This is a genomic window from Ignatzschineria indica, from assembly GCF_003121925.1.
GTDB classification, from domain to species: domain Bacteria; phylum Pseudomonadota; class Gammaproteobacteria; order Cardiobacteriales; family Wohlfahrtiimonadaceae; genus Ignatzschineria; species Ignatzschineria indica.
This window is the reverse complement of record NZ_QEWR01000002.1, coordinates 357,765-378,057: the sequence shown is the minus strand read 5'-3', so window position 1 is coordinate 378,057 and position 20,293 is coordinate 357,765. Positions and strand designations below refer to the sequence as shown.

The 20,293-nt window shown below is 42.0% G+C and carries 13 protein-coding genes; 4 read left to right on the top strand and 9 right to left on the bottom strand.

The features are described 5' to 3' along the window. The first annotated feature begins 378 nt into the window (after window positions 1-378). Entirely contained in the window at window positions 379-933 is a 555-nt protein-coding gene (locus tag DC082_RS01780) for a class I SAM-dependent methyltransferase (protein WP_109235497.1), read from the top strand. Here DC082_RS01780 and lplT read toward each other — a convergent pair. Continuing rightward, on the bottom strand, window positions 909-2,165 hold the full coding sequence (gene lplT, locus DC082_RS01775; protein ID WP_109235496.1) for a lysophospholipid transporter LplT: 1,257 nt from the start codon (window positions 2,163-2,165) through the stop codon (window positions 909-911). The two genes, DC082_RS01780 and lplT, sit on opposite strands and share 25 nt — an antisense overlap. After that, the gene (locus tag DC082_RS01770; RefSeq protein WP_109235495.1) at window positions 2,162-4,348 is read right to left on the bottom strand and encodes an AMP-binding protein; all 2,187 of its coding nucleotides are present in this window, start codon (window positions 4,346-4,348) and stop codon (window positions 2,162-2,164) included. Before DC082_RS01770 ends, lplT begins: the two co-directional genes overlap by 4 nt. A 505-nt stretch (window positions 4,349-4,853) precedes the next feature. Between DC082_RS01770 and DC082_RS01765 the strand changes: the two genes are divergently transcribed. Both DC082_RS01765 and DC082_RS01760 read left to right on the top strand, forming a co-directional pair. Then, the gene (locus DC082_RS01765; protein ID WP_109235494.1) at window positions 4,854-5,438 is read left to right on the top strand and encodes a TetR/AcrR family transcriptional regulator; all 585 of its coding nucleotides are present in this window, start codon (window positions 4,854-4,856) and stop codon (window positions 5,436-5,438) included. Window positions 5,439-5,512: 74 nt separating this feature from the next. After that, window positions 5,513-6,133, top strand: coding sequence for an outer membrane protein (locus tag DC082_RS01760; protein WP_109235493.1), 621 nt, complete (start codon window positions 5,513-5,515; stop codon window positions 6,131-6,133). 170 nt (window positions 6,134-6,303) lie between these two features. Here the strand turns inward: DC082_RS01760 and DC082_RS01755 are convergent, their stop codons facing one another. The 7 genes from DC082_RS01755 to leuC form a co-directional block, all read right to left on the bottom strand. Next, entirely contained in the window at window positions 6,304-7,431 is a 1,128-nt protein-coding gene (locus DC082_RS01755; protein WP_109235492.1) for an ABC transporter permease, read from the bottom strand. A 3-nt stretch (window positions 7,432-7,434) separates the two neighbouring features. Then, window positions 7,435-10,185 carry a ribosome-associated ATPase/putative transporter RbbA gene (gene rbbA / locus DC082_RS01750; RefSeq protein WP_109236164.1) on the bottom strand — a complete coding sequence of 917 codons (2,751 nt, stop codon included), beginning with the start codon at window positions 10,183-10,185 and terminating at the stop codon, window positions 7,435-7,437. A gap of 108 nt (window positions 10,186-10,293) precedes the next feature. Further along, window positions 10,294-11,382, bottom strand: coding sequence for an HlyD family secretion protein (locus tag DC082_RS01745; RefSeq protein ID WP_109235491.1), 1,089 nt, complete (start codon window positions 11,380-11,382; stop codon window positions 10,294-10,296). Window positions 11,383-11,685: 303 nt separating this feature from the next. Further along, window positions 11,686-12,885, bottom strand: a complete 1,200-nt coding sequence (locus DC082_RS01740; RefSeq protein WP_109235490.1) for an amidohydrolase — start codon at window positions 12,883-12,885, stop codon at window positions 11,686-11,688. Between the two features lie 367 nt (window positions 12,886-13,252). Further along, window positions 13,253-15,859 carry an alanine--tRNA ligase gene (gene alaS / locus DC082_RS01735; RefSeq protein WP_109235489.1) on the bottom strand — a complete coding sequence of 869 codons (2,607 nt, stop codon included), beginning with the start codon at window positions 15,857-15,859 and terminating at the stop codon, window positions 13,253-13,255. A gap of 425 nt (window positions 15,860-16,284) precedes the next feature. Beyond that, window positions 16,285-16,941 (bottom strand): 3-isopropylmalate dehydratase small subunit, encoded by a 657-nt coding sequence (gene leuD, locus DC082_RS01730; RefSeq protein ID WP_109235488.1) that lies wholly within the window; start codon window positions 16,939-16,941, stop codon window positions 16,285-16,287. An 18-nt stretch (window positions 16,942-16,959) separates the two neighbouring features. Continuing rightward, window positions 16,960-18,366, bottom strand: coding sequence for a 3-isopropylmalate dehydratase large subunit (gene leuC, locus DC082_RS01725; RefSeq protein ID WP_109235487.1), 1,407 nt, complete (start codon window positions 18,364-18,366; stop codon window positions 16,960-16,962). A gap of 733 nt (window positions 18,367-19,099) precedes the next feature. On the opposite strand from leuC, the gene proB reads away from it, so the two are divergent. Beyond that, complete coding sequence (gene proB / locus DC082_RS01720; RefSeq protein ID WP_109236163.1) at window positions 19,100-20,248, top strand: glutamate 5-kinase; 1,149 nt, start codon at window positions 19,100-19,102, stop codon at window positions 20,246-20,248. Window positions 20,249-20,293 lie beyond the last annotated feature (45 nt).

Here is a 20,293-nt window from a genome sequence, read left to right as displayed (position 1 = left end):
AAAACTCAAGCTGGCTGATCTTTTTCTTTCTTCTGAAGAGTGATTATTGATTATGTAATGAGTAAGGGAGAAAAGTAACCTCCTGGAGAACAAATGTGCAATTTTAATAATTCTTACAGCTTTTCTGGTCACTTTATCGATGCCTGACAAAAAGTGATAGAAGCGTTATAGGCAAACACCATAAAAGAGACTATAAAAGAACCGTAAAAGAACTATAAAGGCATTATTAAAAGCGCTACGAAAGTGCTATGAAAATTATAAGAGGGAATTATAAGAGGGGTTGATAGAGAGAATTGATCAAGAGTTGGTCACTTTTTGCTATAATGGTGGTATTGGGCTAAAACAATTGAGCTCCCCACAAAGGATAATGAAATAACTATGGCACCTTCTTATAAGAAGCATCTCACCTATATACAAGGTTTTATTCAATCACCTCGTAGTATTGGAACATTGATGCCCTCATCACCAACCCTCTGCCGGGCGATGGTTTCAGAATTAGATTGGAATCAACCCAATTTAAGAGTGGCGGAATTAGGTGCCGGTGACGGTGTTTTAACAAAGCATATACTTCATGCGATGCCCGCGGATTCAACATTAGCAGCTTATGAGATCAATCCACTCTTTTTTGCCGACTTGGAAGGGATCAGTGATCAGCGCCTTACGCTCCATAAGCATTCAGCAGAGCGGTTGAGTCAACCTTACAATATTATCTTCTCTTGTCTTCCTTTTTTATCCCTTCCTCTGCGTGTCTCCTTAAAGATTTTGCGCTCAGTCTTAGCGATTTTGCAACATACCGGTGGTGATTTTATCCTTTTTCAATATACCCAAAGAATGGAGCGTGTACTCTCCCGCTACTTTCAGTGGGAACGAAAGCGGGTAGTTAAAAATTTCCCTCCTGCTTATGTCTATCATTGTCGTGCAAAGATTCGATAACGTCTTGCTTCAACAAAGAGCATTATGACACTTAAGAGAAAGAGCAGAGCAAAGAGTGCCATTAACCATTGAATAGAGATAAGGGAAAAACTAGCAAGAGCACCAAAGAGCCCGATCATTAGAAGCATGACACTATTTTCACACAGATTTTGAATAGCGATGGCACTTCCTACACTCTTAAAGAGCGAGCCGCGTGTCTGGAGCAGTGCATTGAGTGGAATTAAAAAAGCACCACCACAAGCGCCGATCAGTAGTAATATAAAGATGGTGAGATAATAACTCTCCTGTAGAAGAAAGAGAAAGATCAATCCTGCCATCAGAATGCCGGAAAATAGGCTGATAAAGAGATTGCCACTTCGGATAAAGAGGGCGGCAAAGAGCGTTCCGGCAATGACTCCTATGCCGACGATAACACTTAATTGCGCGACAACTTCTGTGCCGGCACCTAAACGTTCTCTTACCCAATCATTAAGAAGCAGTTTTAAGGTGGCGACTCCTGCCCAGAAAAGGGAAGTTCCCATAATTGCAAAGCGGGCCCGATGATCTTGAAAGAGCGTTTTAAGCGTTGTGGTAAAGAGGTGCCAAATGACCCTTGGTTTAAATGGGGCACGTTTTTCCACGACAATAGTTGGAATTAAAAAATTAAAGAGAGTGGCTAATAGATAAGCGACTAATGTTAGTAAAATAGCATAGAGAGGATTGCCCTCAGCTAGAAATCCACCGAGTGCTGCGCCGGAGAGAATCGCAACAATTGTTGACCCTTCGATCAGACCATTGGCTTTGATTAGTAACTTCTCCGTAACAAACTCGCTTAAGATGCCAAACTTTGCCGGTGAATAGATCGCCGCACCTAAGCCGACAAAAGCATAGCTTAGAAAAGGGCTAGCATCGATAAAGAGCAAGAGCACACCTACAATCTTTAATCCATTTCCCCACAACAGAATCTTCGATTTGGCAATATTATCTGCAAGAAAGCCAACAAGCGGGGCAAGAGCAATATAGAAGAGGAGAAAAGAACCTTGAAGGATATAACTACTCTCTCTTCCATAATGACTACTTTGGAGTAATTCTAGCAGGGCAAAAAAGAGGGCGTTATCGGCAAATGCAGAGAAGAATTGTGCATTTGCGGTAGTAATGATGCCTCGATTAAAGAGTCGTTCCCGATCGATTGAAAGGAGATTTTTACCATTTTTTACTCTTAATTTATTGATTCTATTGATTCCATTGATCATATTGAGGCCTCTTCTATCGATCTCTCCTCTATGAGTTCATTGAGGGCTTGATAATTGACCTTGCCACTGCCTAATCTTGGAAGCTCTGGGAGGTAGCGATAGTCTCTACTAATTGCTAATTCTGGCAGACCTAAAAGGCGAGCAGTCTCTGCTAATGCTTTCCGATCGGGATCTCCTGGAATTGTTGTAAAGATCACAATAGCTTCTCCCTTTTTATCATCTTTACGAATCACGGCAGCGTGTTGATAGTCGGGATACGCTTCATGAAAGAGGCGCTCTGTTGTCTCTAGTGAGACCATCTCGCCGGCAATTTTAGCAAAGCGTTTGACTCGTCCTTCAATCTTCAGAAAGCCCTCTTCATCAATCGTGACAATATCACCTGTATCATACCAACCATTATGATTATCGAGATAAGTGGTAGAAAGGATCCCGGGTTGATCGACAAAGAGATATCCTTTCATAATATTTCCCCCCTTAACTAAGAGTTTCCCGCCCGTTGCAATCCCTTCAATTGGGAGTAACTTTGCTTCCATACCAGGAAGAAGCTTTCCTAAGCGATCAGCTTTATAGTTGCCTGGGAGATTGATGGAGATCACTGGCGCACATTCGGAGGCGCCATATCCTTCTAAGATACGGATACCAAACTTCTCCAGCCAATTCTCCTTAACATGTTCATTTAACTTCTCTGCGCCGGCAACAACATAACGAAGTGATGAGAAATCAAGGGGGTGAGCATAGCGTGCATAATTTTGTAAGAAGGTGGATGTTCCAAAGAGAACGGTCGCTTGTGTCTCATAGATAAGCTCAGGAATGATACGGTAATGTAACGGCGAGGGGTAGAGAAAAGCCTTTGCCCCAGAAAAGAGGGAGGTGAGTAATCCAACGGTTAAACCAAAGGCGTGAAATAGAGGGAGTGTCACCATAAAGGTATCTTTAGGGGAGAAGTCGGCAACGGTGTGTAGCTGCTCAACATTGGTGAGTAGTGAGCGATTACTATGGACAACGCCTTTAGGGATACCTTCCGATCCTGAGGTAAAGATAATGGCTGCTTCTGCATCGGCATCAACTTTAGGGAGTTGACGCAGAGGGTTGCGTCTCGCCCAAAGAGCCCATAATTTATCTTTGAAAGTGATCTGTGGTTTCAGTTCTTCAAGGTAGTGCCATTGAATATGTGGCAGTGCTGCGACAATGCCCTCTAACTTAGCCTCTTTCAGAAAACGTTTAGAGGTGATGATCTGTTGAATATCGGCGGCAATTAGGGATGTCTTAATGCTTTCTAATCCGGAAGTATAATTGATCATCGCTGCTGTACGGCCGATCGCATTAAGGCCGAAGAGAGAGATTGCTGCTGCAGAGCTATTCGGTAGCATCAGACCGACGCGCTCTTTCTCCTCTGTTATGCGAGAAAAGAGGCGGGAAAAGAGCAGACTATAGGTGATAATTTGTTGATAGTTCAATGCTTTGCGTTCAATATCTTCTAGGACTGCGGTTTTTTTACCAAATTGCTCACGTGCAGAGAGAAGTGCTGCAAAAAGCGAGGTGGGTTGAAAAGTATGTAAACGGGTATTCATGAGGATCTCCTGCGTTTTATTGGCAAGTTCATGGTGAGAGAGTCTTCTTTTTCGGTTATTTTTTCTATTATCTACATCATTATCTGTAGTGGGTTTCTGCTTGTCTGATAGATACTGGGGGGCGTCAACATCGATAGTGATCTTTGGGAAGGCGCGTTGTTTGATAACACCTTTTAAGCGACTAAAGTAGCTGAGCTGTGCGCCATTAATATAGACGGGGATAAGTGGCCGGCCACTCTTTTGAGCGATAAAAGCGGCACCTTCATAAAACTTCATAAAGCTCCCTGTTAGCGTGATACGTCCTTCAGGGAAGATCACAACACTTTTCCCTTTCTCCACATGTTGTAGCAGTTGCTTAATTGCCATAGGGTGGCGTGGATCAACCGTTAAGTGGGAAACAAAGCGAAGAAGTGGGCGAAAGTACCAACGTGCCGCGATTCTGCGATCAATGACAAAGAGCGGACGCTGTGGAAGATAGAGTCCTAACAATATTCCATCTAAGAAAGATTGATGATTACAGATAATAATCCCCTCTACCATTTCACTGCGAGGATCAATATTGAGCTCTATTCGATAGAACAACTTAAAGAGAAGATATAAGAATCGGCGCATAGCGGACCTCTATTACCATTTAATTAGATAGAAGATGAAGAGTAAGGTAAACGATAGTTAACTTCGGCTAGATTATGCTCTTCTACCACTGAAGTCAAGCAGAAAAGTAATCAAGTGTTAACTTAGTTAGTTTTAATAATTTGTTTAGTCATTTGTTTAGTAATTTGATGATGCCTAATTGTAGCAAGTGCAGTCAGTGTAATAAGTGCAATAGGTGCAATAGGTGTGATGAGTGTATTGAGTGTATAAAGTCTTAGATAAAGGGAGGGAGTCAAGCGATAGAGAAACAGGAGGGATGAGTGACAATTTCTGCTATACTAAACGTTAACGATTGTTAGCTTGAATGACTCGTTTGGGTGATTAATTTTACTCAATTGAGTAACGTTCTATCAGACTGTAATCACGAAATATAAGATTCAAAGTTAAAACTTTAAATTAAGACTTTAAATTAAAGTTTTAATTAGGACTTTAAATTAAAACTCCAAATAATTGAAAAGGGACGCGTATGAAATTTGATTTTTCAAATGAGGGGAGCAAAAGCCGTTATCTTATTGCTGCTTTAACACTCTTTGCTGAACGAGGTTATGATCTTGTCTCGGTACGCGATATCTCGAAAGAGGCGGGAACCTCAGAAGCTGCCCTCTATAAACATTTTAAGAGTAAAGAGGAGATGGCACTCTATCTCTTTCGTTTAATATTAAAACGATATACTGCTGAAATTGGCATGATTGCGCGTAATGATTCCTTAAGTATTATTGAGCGATTACAAGAGATGCAGCGTTATACCTATGATCTCTATCACGCCGATTCTGCAAGCGTTCAGTTTGCGCTACTCTCTCAATATAAATTTTGGACAACGGTGGAAGATGAGTTAAAACCTCATTTTTGGATGCAACAACTACTGGCAGAGGGAATAGCTTCAGAAGAGATTGATTCCCGATTTTCACTAGCAACACTAACCTCTCTCTATACAGGTGCAATTTTAGAACCCCTTATTCAATACCAATATTTTCAAGAAGAGCATCCCTCTTGGCGCCAATTTAGGGAAGAAGTGTCCTATAGTATTAGGAAGTTATTAATGAAAAATTGATGTAGTACCAGCACTTTTTAAGTGCTGTGCTATATTGATATCCTTTTTATTTGATAGATTCAGAGAGATAAATTATGAAAAGATTATTAATGGCATCAGTAATCTCCGCAATGGCACTGAGTTCTTTCAGTATGGCGCAAGGCTTTGATCAATATATTTCTGCTAAAGGAGTATGGAGTTATGCGACAGATAAATTTGAACTAACAGATTCTGATAGCTTTAAAAAGAGCAAGGGTGTTGCCGGACTTCGTATCGCCTATGGTCTTTCAATCCCTCTTTTAGAGGATACTTTAAGAACAGAATTAGAGTATGGATATAATGGTAAAGTAAAATTTACGATTGATGGCGACAGCAGTGAGATGAAATCACAATCGGTTATGCTCAATGCGTATTATGACTTTAATACCGGCACAGAGTGGACGCCCTATATCGGTGCAGGCTTGGGGTATGCGCGTTTGAAGAATGAGTTTTCTAATCCTGCTGAAGATCAATATACATCAAAAAGTAAAGGGAACTTTGCCTGGAATGTTAGTGCAGGTACTGCTTATGCCATCAATAGAGATGTTGCAGTAGATCTTAGCTATCGTTTCACCGATTATGGCAAAGTTAATCATGATGACCATCGCTACTTTGATGTTAAAAAGAGTAAACAGCGCGCTAATGAGCTCAACTTAGGGATTCGCTACAGCTTCTAATAATAAGATTTTTGAGGATGATTAAATCTCATATTAGGACCCTATATTGGGATCTTAATATCAATTTTAATATCAAGTAAAATGCCGCTCTCATTGGAAAGCGGCATTTTTTATCTCTCTTTTTTAGAGGCAGAATATTTATGGAATTTAATCCCCTCTTAGGGTGATCGCTATGCCATCTGCCCAATCGTATTTTTAAAGCGACGATTGGCAAAGTAGAAGAAAGCAACACCAATTAGAATCAGGTAGAGCATCGATGGCCAGACAATGGTTATTCCGGCACCTCTAAAGAGGATCGCTTTACCTAATTCGATAAAGTGTGTTGTTGGTGCTAGTAACATGATGTTTTGAATAAGCTCCGGCATGCTCTCTCTTGGAGTCATACCACCTGACAGCATCTGTAGGGGGACTAAGACTAAGAGTAGCAACATGCCAAATTGGGGCATATTTCGTGCAATTGTTGCCAAATAGATACCGATAGAGGTTGTAGCAAAGAGATTCAGTGCTGCACCAAAGATAAAGAGCAAAATAGAGCCTTCGATAGGAACATCTAAAGCACCTTGAACCACAAAGATTAAAGAGAGGCTTGATGCGATTAAAACCACTAAGCCCATTGCCCAAACTTTCGATAACATAATCTCAAATGGGGTCAGTGGCATAACAAGAAGATGCTCTATCGTTCCACGCTCCCGCTCTCGAATAACTGCCGCTCCCGTTAAGATAATCGAAAGCATCGTCACCAGGTTGATAACTTCATTAATGGCACCAAACCATGAGGCAGTGAGATTCGGGTTAAAGCGCATTCTCTCTACAATATTAACCGGGAGATCGGCATCAATTCGTTCACGTTTAAGATACTCTCTTACCTCAGCATTGATGATTTGATTGATGATCATATTGCCCGTAAAACCTTGAGTCATACGCGTTGCATCGATATTGAGTTGAATCGTTGGTTCTCTTCCACCTAATAGATGTTGCTGAAAAGAGGGGGGAATATTGAGAACGAAAGTATATTTTCCACGATCCATACCAGAATCCATCTCACTTAGGGTGATCTCCTCCGGTAATGTGAATTGAGGAGGATAGAATGCGCTCTGAATTCTCTCAGAGAGCGTAGAACGATCCTCATCAACAATCGCAATTGCGGCATTCTGTAAGCCATCAGGTACAGCAGTTGCTGCTGTATAGACCGAAACGGTAAAGGTAAATGCAATAAGAATAAGTAACATTGGATCACGAAAGAGTGACCAAAGCTCTTTTACCCCTAAATTGTAGATATTTGCAAACTTTGTTTTCATCGTTTAGGAATCCTGTTTTTTAAGAAGAAGGACACTACAGAGAACAATGAGAGGACCTCCAATCGCTAAAATCATCATCTCTCCTGTTAGATCGTTGAAGTAGAGCGCTTTACTGAAGATTCCGCGTGAGACTGTCAACATGTGCGATGCCGGATAGATCTCCCCAAAGAAGCGAGAGAAACCCTCCATAGAGCTGACAGGATTGATCATGCCTCCAAATTGAACCGCAGGAATTAATGTTCCTACTAAGGTGAAGAACATCGCTCCAATCTGGCTACTGGTAAAACTTGAGGCAAAGAGACCAAAGCCGGTAGAGAAGATTGAAAAGAGCAGGGCGGCAAATGTTAAGGAGAGTAGCCCCCCTTTTATCGGTACACCAAATACAAGAATCGCCAATATCACCATGATAAAGAAGTTCAGCATAGCGATGACAATATAGGGAATCTGTTTGCCTAAGAGAAACTCAAACTTAGTGACAGGCGTGACATAGAGATTGAGAATGGAGCCGAGCTCCTTTTCCCGAACGACAGAGAGTGCCGCAAGCATTGCCGGAATAATTAAGAGCAAAATAGGAATCACTGCCGGCACAATAGAGACCAAGCTCTTCACATCAGGATTATAGCGATAGCGCATCTCAATATTGAAATCACTTGGAAGAGAGATGCCATGACTATATTTTGCCTCTTTTTTGAGCCAATCGAGATGCATTCCTTGAACATATCCTCGGATCGTCTCTGCTCTTTGGGGCATCGCACCGTCGATCCAGACACCGATAGAGACAGGGTGACCTTTTGCCACATCCCGTGCAAAGTTGGGCGGAATTTCTATCGCTAAGGCGATATCTGCATTTCGCATTCGCCGATCGAGCTCTTCATAATCGTAGAGGGGATCTTGTTCAATAAAATAACGAGAGCCTGAGATATTATTGGCATAGCTATTACTGAGCGTTGTCTGATCTCGATCTAAGATTGCGTAGGGAAGATCTTCCACATCTAGGGTAATTCCATAACCGATCGTCGCCATTAAGATAAGTGATCCCAAAAGGGCTAATGTTGCTCGAACAGGATCTCGGCGTAATTCTAAGGCCTCGCGCCATGTATAGCTAAGAAGACGCTGCAGGCTAAATCGTTTCGGGGGACTCGCTTCATCGGGCTGATCAACCGCTTCTTTGAGCGCTTCTTGTGCCGTATGATTATCGACATTATCTGCCGGGATATCATCTCCTGCACCAGCATCGATAAGATATTTGATAAAAGCTTCTTCGAGCGTCTCCGTTCCCTGTTTGATAATCAGATTTTGAGGCGTATCACTATCTAAAACTTTACCAGCATGCATCATCGACATTCGATCGCATCGCAATGCTTCATTCATAAAGTGGGTAGAGATAAAGATCGTCACACCATCTTTTCGCGAGAGTTCAATCAATAGGCGCCAGAAATTATCTCGTGCGATCGGATCTACGCCGGAGGTAGGCTCATCGAGAATCAGTAACTCTGGTTTATGAACCATCGCAACGGCAAGAGAGAGACGCTGCCTCATTCCCAGAGGAATATCATCGGGTAATTTGTTCAATACAGAGCGAAGATCGAAGCGATTGACCATCTCTGCAACCCGTTCATCAATTCTCTCTTTAGGGACATGAAAGAGTTTTGCGTGTAGTTCAAGGTTCTGTAACACCGTCAATTCACTATAGAGCGAGAAAGCTTGCGACATATAGCCCACCCGTTTTCGCACATTAATATCTTCTGAATCGATCGGATTGCCAAATAGCCAAGCTTCTCCTTCAGTTGCCGGCAAGAGACCTGTTAACATCTTCATTGTTGTCGACTTTCCACAACCATTTGAGCCTAAGAAGCCAAAAATCTCCCCCTTTTGAATCTCAAAGCTAACACTATCAACGGCGGTAAAAGTTCCGAAACGTTTAGTTAAACCCTCAGCCTTAATAGCAACTGCTGTGTTTTCATCAATCTCTAACGGTGGGACAACAACCGGTTCATATCCTGCACGTTTCTCTGCTGGGAGGAGTTTAATAAAGGCAGATTCTAATGATTCACTATCGGTACGATCGAGGAGTTCTTTAGGAGTTCCAGTGGCTAAGATCTTCCCATCATCCATCGCTAAGATCCACTCAAAGCGTTCGGCTTCATCCATATAGGCTGTTGCGACAATAACGCTCATCTCAGGGCGATCTTTCTGAATTCTACTGATCAGATCCCAAAATTGTGCCCGTGCTAATGGGTCAACCCCTGTTGTCGGTTCATCGAGAATAAGGAGGTCAGGATCATGAATCAAAGCGCAACAGAGTCCTAATTTCTGCTTCATTCCTCCCGATAGTTTGCCGGCAGGACGATCGAGGAAGTTGTAGAGCCCTGTACTTTTAGTCAGATCATCAATTCGTTCCCGGCGCTCTTTAGCATCATGACCAAAGAGACGTCCGAAAAATTGAAGGTTCTCCTCTACAGAGAGGGTATGGTAGAGGTTTTTCCCAAGACCTTGCGGCATATAGGCAATCCGAGGGCAAATTCTATCGCGAACCTCTTTTTGACGCATATCTCCCCCTAAAACCATCACCTCTCCCGTTTGGATAGCGCGGGAGCCTGCGATAAGGGAGAGTAGAGTTGATTTCCCTACACCATCAGGACCGATCAATCCCATCATAACGCCTTGCGGTATCTCTATGGAGAATGATTCTAATGCTCGATTTTCGCCATAATAGAAGGAGACATCTTTAATGGTGACTACAGGTTCTTTCATACTCATTTAAGCATCCTTATCTACAGAAGATGATGATTAAGGGGTGATTTAAAGGGGCATTAATAGCTCTTTTAGTGGCTATTTCGCGACTTTCTTGCAGCTTTTTAATTATTCCTCATTGCCTTCAGTGAGCGGTCCTTGAAGAAATTTAGGCCATTTCTTATCAGGATCAAGCTTGATATAGGCTTCGCCGGTAACGCCCGTTTTAATATATTTTTGATAGCGCTCTAAAAGATCATCATCGATCTTCGCTTTTACGCGATACATCAATTTTTGACGTTCATTTTGGGTCTCAACCGTTTTAGGTGTAAATTGCGCTTCAGGCGAGACAAAGGTTACGCGAGCGGGAATAGGGGAATCGGGAGCGACATCAAGAAGAATTCGTACTTCCGTACCATCTTTTTCTCCTTCAATTAATTGCCCGGTATACTCTGTTGGCACAAAGAAGGTCATATAGACTTTAGAGAGATCGAGAAGATTGAGGACTTTGCCACCAGCTCCTAAAACTTCTGAAGGCTCCGCTATACGATACTGGATACGCCCACTAACAGGTGCGATAAGATTGCTCTCTTCAATATCGGATTCAACACGTTTAACCGTTGCTTCTGCTGCAGAGACCTGAGATTCTGCGGCAACAAACTGTGCTTTTGCGGCATCGATCGCAGCTTGCGCAGCTAATACTTGCGATTCTGCTGTTGCAATCTCAGACTTTAAGACACGAGTGTAAGCTTCTTGGTCATCGAGATCTTGCTCCGTTGCCGCGCCTCGTTTCACTAATGTCTGAATACGGGCTAATTTACGCTCTGCGGCATAGAGTTTGCTCTCTGCTGCGGAAACAGCTGCTTTTGCCGCAACTTTATCACTCTCTCTCGATTTGATAATCGCTTCAGCTGAATTTGCTTGATGTCTTGCTTGTTCAAGATATGCTTTAGCCTCGGAAAGTTGCGCTTCAAGAGAGCCGAGTTGCATCACGGCTAGAAGATCGCCAGCATCAACATAGTCTCCCTCATCCACTAAAATATGGTCAACACGACCGGGAAACTTGGTCGCAATATCGAGTGGCGTAACTTCAATTCGGCCATTACTCTTGATAAATCCCGCCATCTCATCACGATTTAAGAACATATTGGCAATCACGATAAGGGCGAGGATGACAACACCACCGATAATATATTTTTTTCGATTATTTTTTTGCATTAGAACAAACCTCAGATCTATCTAAATTATAAGAATTTGAAGCAATAAGGAGCCCTCAATAGCTCCTCTTCTGTTATCTCTATCTCTAAATTTTAACACCCATTTTACCTTAACGGGAAAATAAAAGAGAACCTAGAAGAATAAGGGTTGTTCAGCGAGAAGAGAGAAAACGCATAACCTGCTTATTTATAAGATTTATTCATAATATTAAGCGTAACTGTTTTGTATGTAGAAATATAATTTTAAAAGTTAAGGGTTATGTCGTAGTTATTTTTTTATTTTCCTCTCTTAATAAGCGCTTGATTAGATCCTGAGTTTGCTATTTTCGTCTGAAAAATTATAAACGACATTGATAAACATCTGTAACCCATAGATAAAGGAATCCTCATCGAGCCCAAATTGAGGATGGTGATGAGGGTAGATATAACCTTTTTCTTGATTACCGGCACCAATAAAAGCAAAAGTAGTGGGGAGAATCTCTGAATAAGCACTAAAATCTTCACCACAAAGGTAAGGGGGATCGGCAATCACTTTAGCTTCTCCAATCATCTCGGCAATCTTTTTAACAACTTCCGTCTTATCTGCATCATTTTTTGTAATACCATAACCGATGGTGTAATCGATTTCACAACTAGCATCAAAATCGGTACAGCTTGAAGTGATGATACGCTCAATCTGCTGCTTAAAAAGGGCTCGTGCTTCAGGGGTTGTTGAGCGAACACTCCCACCGATCTCTGCATATTCTGGAATCACATTGAGTCCTAAAGGATTGCCGGCACGAATATAGGTATTACTAATAACCCCCGCTTCTAACGGTGCTAATTGCCGGGAGACGATACTCTGTAATCGGCAGACAATTTGAGAGGCTATTAAGACAGGATCAATACAATTTTGAGGTTCTGAAGAGTGTCCGCCTTTACCTATAATTTTTGCTTTATAGATATCGGTATTAGCGGTAACAGCACCGATTTTAAGATCGATCACGCCGGTAGGGAGCATCGACCAGAGATGATGTCCATACATAAAATCGAGCTCATCTAAAACACCTAATGCCACTATTTCTCTAGCACCACCGGGAAGAAGCTCTTCAGCATGTTGAAAAACAGCCCAAACTTCTCCCGTCAACTCTTCAAAATGATCATTAAAGTAGTGGCAAGCAGCCATTAAGATTGCGGTGTGAGCATCATGACCACAAGCATGCATTTTGCCAGGATTTTTAGAGATAAAGTCACAATCCTCTCTCTCTTCATTAATCGGTAGGGCATCGATATCGGCTCTCAGACCAATTTTAGGACCAGGTTTTCCACTCTTAAATTTAACTAAGAGGGAGGTTTTAGTCAGTGGAAGAACTTCGGCATGCTCAAGCTTAGTCATCTCTTTAGCGATAAATTGACTCGTTTCAAACTCTTCAAATGAGAGCTCAGGGTATTGATGGAGATGGCGACGATAGGCGATCAATTTTGCCTCATAAGGCTTTAATGCTTCTTGAGTGATAAGTTTCATAATAGTGAACACTTCCTTTGATAATTGCTATTGCTATTTATATTGTTATTTTGATTCCCACATCTATCTCTATAGATGCTTTTATGGATGCTTTTATGAATATTTTTATATCTATTTTTCATATCTATTTTTTATAGATAACTTGATACATCTTATCGTGCCGTCATCATCAATACCAAATAATTTCCATTACCGCCATTGCCTCATTACCTCATTGCCTCATTGCCTCATTGCAAGAGGGATTTCCTCAGAAGGGGATGGAAGAGGTCAATTGTGAATAAAAAAACGGTGCAATATCGTGATTAGATATGCACCGTTTCTATCAGTACTTACAACAGTACTTTCAGCATTTAAAAGTCTTTTTTATTTATAATAACTTCTCTTTAATAAAGGTCGTTGCAACTTCAATTGCTTTTTTGATGTGTGCTGGCTCACTACCGCCACCTGTTGCAGAATCGGGACGACCGCCCCCTTTACCACCGACCTCTTGTGCTGCTATATTGAGAAGCTCGCCGGCTTTGATGCGATTAGTTAATGCCTTGGCGACACCACTTACTAATGCTACGCGCCCATCAACTTCAGAGAGCAGAAGCGTGATTCCCGCTGTCTCTGCCTGTAAGTTATCACAAAGCTCTCTCAGTGAGCGGTTATCCGCGCCTTTAATATCGGCAACTATAACCTTGATACCATCGATTTCGATAGCGCTATTGAGGATCTCATTACGACTTGCAAAAACCAGTTTTGATTGCAACGCCGCAATCTCTTTACGCAGTGATTTAGCTTCATCAAGTGCTTGATCAACACGACTCTCAATGTGTGCATGATCTGTCTTCAAAGTTGATGCTAAGTGATGTAATGTTGCGCTCTGCTGAAGCATAATCTCAACCGCTGTTCCGCCGGTCACTGCTTCAATACGGCGAACACCTGCAGCAATGCCGGTCTCTTGCGTGACTTTAAAGAGGCCAATATCACCTGTTGCAGAGACATGTGTTCCACCACAAAGCTCGATAGAATCTCCCATCTCAACTACGCGTACAACATCGCCATACTTCTCACCAAAGAGCGCCATAGCGCCTCTCTCTTTTGCAGCATCGATCGGCATCTCATTAATCTCAATTAATGAATTCTCACGAATCGCGCCATTCACGAGGCGCTCAATATTTTGTAGCTCTTCAAATGTCACAGGCTTATTGTGAGAGAAGTCGAAGCGGAGGCGATCATCAGTCACAAGTGAACCTTTTTGTTCAATATGATCCCCTAAAACTGTTTGAAGTGCATGATGAAGAAGATGTGTTGCCGAGTGATTCTTTTTGATCAGATCACGACGGGTATGATCCACTTTCGCAGAGACTACCGATTGCGTCTTAACTTCTCCTGCTTTAACAACACCAATATGGAGGAAGATATCTTGCTGTTTCTTTGTATCTTTCACCAAGAATTCAAATCCATCGCCGGTAATAGTACCGGTATCACCTACTTGTCCACCTGCTTCTGCATAGAAGGGGGTCTCTGTCAAAATAAGAATCGCTTCCATTCCTTCTGCAACAGCGGGAACACTTTCGCCATCGACTAAAATTGTCGCTATATTACTCTCTAATTGATGACTATGGTAACCATGGAAGATTGTCTCTTCACTATTTTGCAGATCAAGAAGACGCTCTGCACCAAAATTGCTTGCCGCTCTAGCACGCTCTCTTTGCGCTCCCATACAGCGTTCAAAACCTTCCATATCGAGGGTAAGATTCTGCTCTCTTGCAATATCATTGGTAAGGTCTACTGGGAAGCCATAAGTATCATAGAGCTTAAAGATGGTCTCTCCCTGAATCACATCGCCCTTAAGCTCGGCAATATCCGCTTCAAGAAGTTTAAGGCCATGCTCTAAAGTGGTAGAGAAGCGTTTCTCTTCATCCTTAATCGTATCGATAATAAATTGTTGTTTCTCTCTTAATTGTGGGTAAGCATCTCCCATCTCCGCTACTAATGTGGGAACGAGTTTATAGAAGAAGAGCTCTTTCTGTCCCAATTTATAGCCGTGACGAATCGCGCGACGAATAATACGACGAAGCACATAACCACGCCCCTCATTTGAAGGGAGGATACCATCTGCAATTAAGAAGGCGACAGAGCGGATATGATCACTTAATACTTTTAAGGAGCTACTTTCAAGATCTTTCGTGCCGACTGCATCTGCTGAGGCTTTAATCAATTTTACAAAGAGATCGATCTCATAGTTACTATGTACATTTTGTAAAATTGCGGCAATACGCTCTAAACCCATACCCGTATCGATAGAAGGATTAGGAAGAGGATGAAGCTCACCACTCTCATCGCGGTTAAATTGCATAAAGACCAGATTCCAGATTTCGATAAAGCGATCGCCATCTTCCTCAGCCGATCCAGGAGGCCCCCCCCAAATATGATCGCCATGGTCATAGAAAATTTCAGAGCAGGGACCACAAGGACCTGTATCGCCCATCTGCCAAAAGTTGTCAGAAGAACCATCCTCTTTATCGCCGATACGGATAATCTTTTCCGCCGGGACACCGATCACCTCGTTCCAAATTTTAAAAGCCTCATCATCGGTATGATAGATGGTGACTAATAACTTCTCTTCCGGTAATTGATAAACCTTTGTCAAAAGCTCCCATGCATATTTGATCGCATCGAGTTTAAAGTAATCTCCAAAGCTAAAGTTTCCAAGCATCTCAAAAAAGGTATGGTGGCGAGCTGTAAAGCCGACATTTTCAAGGTCATTATGTTTACCACCGGCACGGACACATTTTTGTGAGGTCGTTGCTCGTTGATAAGGGCGTTTTTCTAACCCTAAAAAACAATCTTTAAATTGATTCATTCCCGCATTGGTAAAGAGAAGAGTCGGATCATTAGCGGGAAGAAGTGAACTCGATGCAACTTCTTGATGGCCTTTACTGACAAAGAAGTCGATAAATTTACGGCGAATTTCATTAGTCTTCATGGATTGGTTTACTTTATTTAAATAATTTAACTAGTTGGTTGATGGGGTGATTAATAATTAATATATTAATATTGATGATATTGAACTCTTTTTACTCTGAGTCTATTTTGAGTTTCATCACCCAAAATATCTAAAAATATATCCTATCAATTTTATACGGCTAACGCACTAATTGGAAATGAATTGCGCTCAATTGTTCTCTATTGGGTTCTATAGATCCCTATTGACACCTATTGAGCTCTATTGATTTTAATAACAGCAGGAACTAAACAAAAGTGTTAGTCATAAATTAATGGTAAATGGCGATCAATCACTTACTATTTTTGTATAAAAATGCCGGCTCTTTTATGCCGGCATCTGATTCTATACTTCTTATTACTATGCTTCTGCTTTGATATGTCTAGCTCTATACACCTAACTCTGTACTACTCTCTGAAGAGCCAAGGCGCTTGTTCCGCTCTCTTTTTCTCATAAGCACGAATCTCATCTTGATGATCTAAGGTGAGGCTAATATCATCAAGTCCATTGACTAAGCAGTGCTTCCGGAATGGATCGATCTCAAAATGGAAAGGTCCGGCAAGGATCTCTTCTCCGGATTTTGCCGTGACATTCTGATTAGGGAGGTCGATTGCAATCTCAAGCGCATCTACGTTATCTGTAAGTTGAAAGAGCTTTTCGACCTCTTCCGATGTGAGGCGGATGGGAAGAAAGCCATTTTTAAAACAGTTATTAAAGAAGATATCGGAATAGCTTGTGCTGATTACAGCGCGAAAACCGTAGTCTGTTAAGGCCCAAACAGCATGCTCTCTAGAGGAGCCACAGCCAAAGTTATCACGAGCAAGAAGGATTGTTGCTGCCTTATATTGTGGCTTATTAAGTGGGAATTCCGGATTGAGAGGGCGTTGGCTATTATCCATTCCCGGCGCACCGCGATCGAGATAGCGCCACTCATCAAAGAGGTTGGGGCCAAATCCCGTTTTATAGATGCTCGTTAAAAACTGTTTGGGGATAATCGCATCGGTATCCACATTTGCACGATCAAGAGGAACAACAATTCCAGTATGGGTTACAAAAGGTTGCATATATTTGACTCCTCAATCTTAATTAAATTCACGAACATCAACAAAGTGGCCGGCAATCGCTGCCGCTGCTGCCATTGCGGGGCTCACTAAATGGGTGCGGCCATTATTGCCTTGACGCCCCTCAAAGTTACGGTTGGAGGTAGAGGCGCAATGCTCATATGGCTCTAGTCGATCTGGGTTCATTGCAAGACACATTGAGCATCCCGGTTCACGCCACTCAAAACCCGCTTCAATAAAGATCTTATCTAAACCTTCTGCCTCTGCTTCTGCTTTGACTAAGCCAGAACCCGGAACCACCATAGCTAACTTAACATTATCAGCTTTCTTTCTACCCTTAACAATTCGTGCTGCATCGCGAATATCTTCAATTCTTGAGTTGGTGCAAGAGCCGATAAAGACCTTATCGATCTTAATCTCTTTAGGGGATTGATTCGGTTTTAAGCCCATGTAATTGAGCGCTTTCTCTATACTCTCTTTTTGTACAGAAGAACATGCCTTTTCAGGATCAGGAATCAACTCATTAATGCCGATCACCATCTCCGGGCTTGTTCCCCAACTCACTTGTGGTTCAATTTTTGCAGCATCGATAGTAATCACCTTATCAAAATGGGCTCCTTCATCACTATGAAGCGTCTGCCAATATTGAACGGCTTTCTCCCAGTCGGCTCCTTTCGGCGCAAAGGGGCGATCTTTAACATACTCAATAGTTGTCTCATCGACGCCTACTAAACCGACACGAGCACCCGCTTCAATCGCCATATTACAGATCGTCATACGACCTTCCATAGAGAGATTGCGAATCGCTTCCCCGGAAAACTCAATTGCATAGCCGGTACCGCCAGCTGTACCGATCTTCCCGATAATGGCAAGAACAAGATCTTTAGCCGTTACATTAGGTTGTAACTCTCCGACAACCTCGATCTTCATTGTTTTTGATTTTTTCTGTACTAAGCAGCTTGTCGCCATGACATGCTCAACTTCACTAGTACCAATACCAAAAGCAATTGCGCCAAAGGCACCATGGGTTGCAGTATGTGAGTCACCACAAACAATCGTCATTCCTGGAAGTGTTGCTCCCTGTTCAGGGCCGGCAACATGGACAATTCCTCGACGAATATCGCCGATGGGAAAGTAGGCAAGATCATGCTCAGTTGCATTTTTGTGGAGTGTATCGACCTGAAGACGCGCAATGGGATCAGTAATATTATCGATATCACTTGTTGTCGGTGTATTGTGATCTGCCATTGCGACAATTGAGTTTTTGCGCCACAGCTTTCGACCTGCTTTCTCTAGCCCTTCAAATGCTTGCGCACTCGTTACCTCATGAATAATATGACGATCAATATAGAGAAGTGCCGTACCATCTTCTTCTGTTCGTACGACATGATCATCCCAAATTTTTTCGTAAAGTGTCTTTGCTGTCATCTATTTCTATCCACTATCTGCTTTAGTAAGTCATTCGCCAATCTGATTTAAATCTGATTTAAATCTTATTTTTATGGAAATTGGCCCTTTATTTATCTGTCCACTGATTATTAATCATCAGTATCTAGTCATCTGTATTTAACCATCAATATTAAATCACTACTATTTAATGATCGGTCCGATCTTAAGGTCGGAATGATGATTAGCTCTATATTGTTAACTCTGCACTGTTAACGCTAACATTGTGTCCACTACTTTTGCGCAATGGTCTTGCTCATTGAGCCCCATATAATATCGATCCAATAGTATCGCAATACTATTGATTATGCGTTATAAACGGGCAATGAAATAATCGATCTATTTCAACACTCTTTTGTGAAGAGTAGAAAAAGAGTCACTAGGGTATAGCATACTCTTTTAAATCGATATCGATTCCTTGTGGGAGGGGATTATAAAAAATGATCATTTTCGATCTACCGCTACAATAGCAGTAATACATTTAGATGATATTATCAAATAAATTGTGAGAGGGTGGTAGAATAGTTGCCACTTTTAATGGCTGTTTTTAATCGTCATTAGATTAGAGCTATTAGATTAGAGCTATTAGATTAGAGCTATTAGATTAGAGAAGCATTTTAAGAGCAGAAATATAAGCGGATAGATATCGAAGCGTCCGAGTGGTGACTTGTCGTTACTATTAGGAGATATTGATTGAGAAGAGGATTTGATGGGTATGGCATCAGAAAATAATAGAAGAGAAGAGAAGCAGACTGAACAGGAGAAACAGGTTTGGGTCGTTAAGATCGGCAGCGCGATGATTACTAATGATGGGCAGGGCGTCGATCCTGAAAGGATTCACCATTGGTGTTCGCAGATTAGTAAGCTTCAAGCGGAAGGGATCGATGTTGTGGTGGTCTCTTCGGGTGCCGTTGCCGAAGGTATGAAGCTTCTTCAGTGGGAGGAGCGTCCCCAGTTTCTGAATGAGTTACAAGCTGCAGCCTCGGTCGGTCAATCTTCCTTAGTTAATGCTTGGATGAAGGGATTTAATGCCTTTGATCTTAATGTCGGGCAGATTCTTTTAACCCATGAAGATGCATCTGATCGTAAACGTTATCTTAATATTAAAAATACGATTCATACATTGATCGATTATAAAGCGATTCCCATTATTAATGAGAATGATACAGTCTCCTTTTCAGAGATTAAGTTTGGGGATAATGATACCCTCGGAGCACTTGTTGCAAGCCTTATTGAGGCAGATGTCTATATTATTCTCACAGATCAAGAGGGTGTTTATGAGAGCGATCCTAGAAAGAACCCTGATGCTAAGATGATTGAAGAAGCAGATGCGCATGATGAACGATTATTAAGCATGGTAACGAGTGAAGGCGGTCGATTTGGTACCGGCGGAATGTATACCAAAATTATGGCTTCCCATATTGCGGCAACTTCGGGAACAACCACCTATATTGTCAAAGGGGATCGAGAAAATGCCTTGCTTGGAATTGCAAGAGGAGAACGAATCGGGACAAAATTAAATGCCGATGGAACTCGTTTGACTGCTAAAAAACGATGGATGCTTGGGCAGAAACAGATCAAAGGACGCATTGTGATCGATGGTGGTGCCGTTAAGGCGCTTTTAAAGGATGGCAAAAGCCTTCTTCCCATCGGCGTTCTCTCTGTCGAAGGTGCGTTCGATCGGGGAGATATTATTCTCTGCCTTGATCAAGAAGGTCGTGAGATAGGGCGGGGCCTGACCAACTATCATGCAATGGAGGTGGAGTCGATCCTCCGAACGCCTTCTCATGAAATTGTCAACAAACTGGGATATATCATCACCGATGAACTAATTCATCGAAACAACTGGGTTGAAACACAATAATTTACATCCATATTGATAGATAACAATTAAATTTTAAGAGAAATT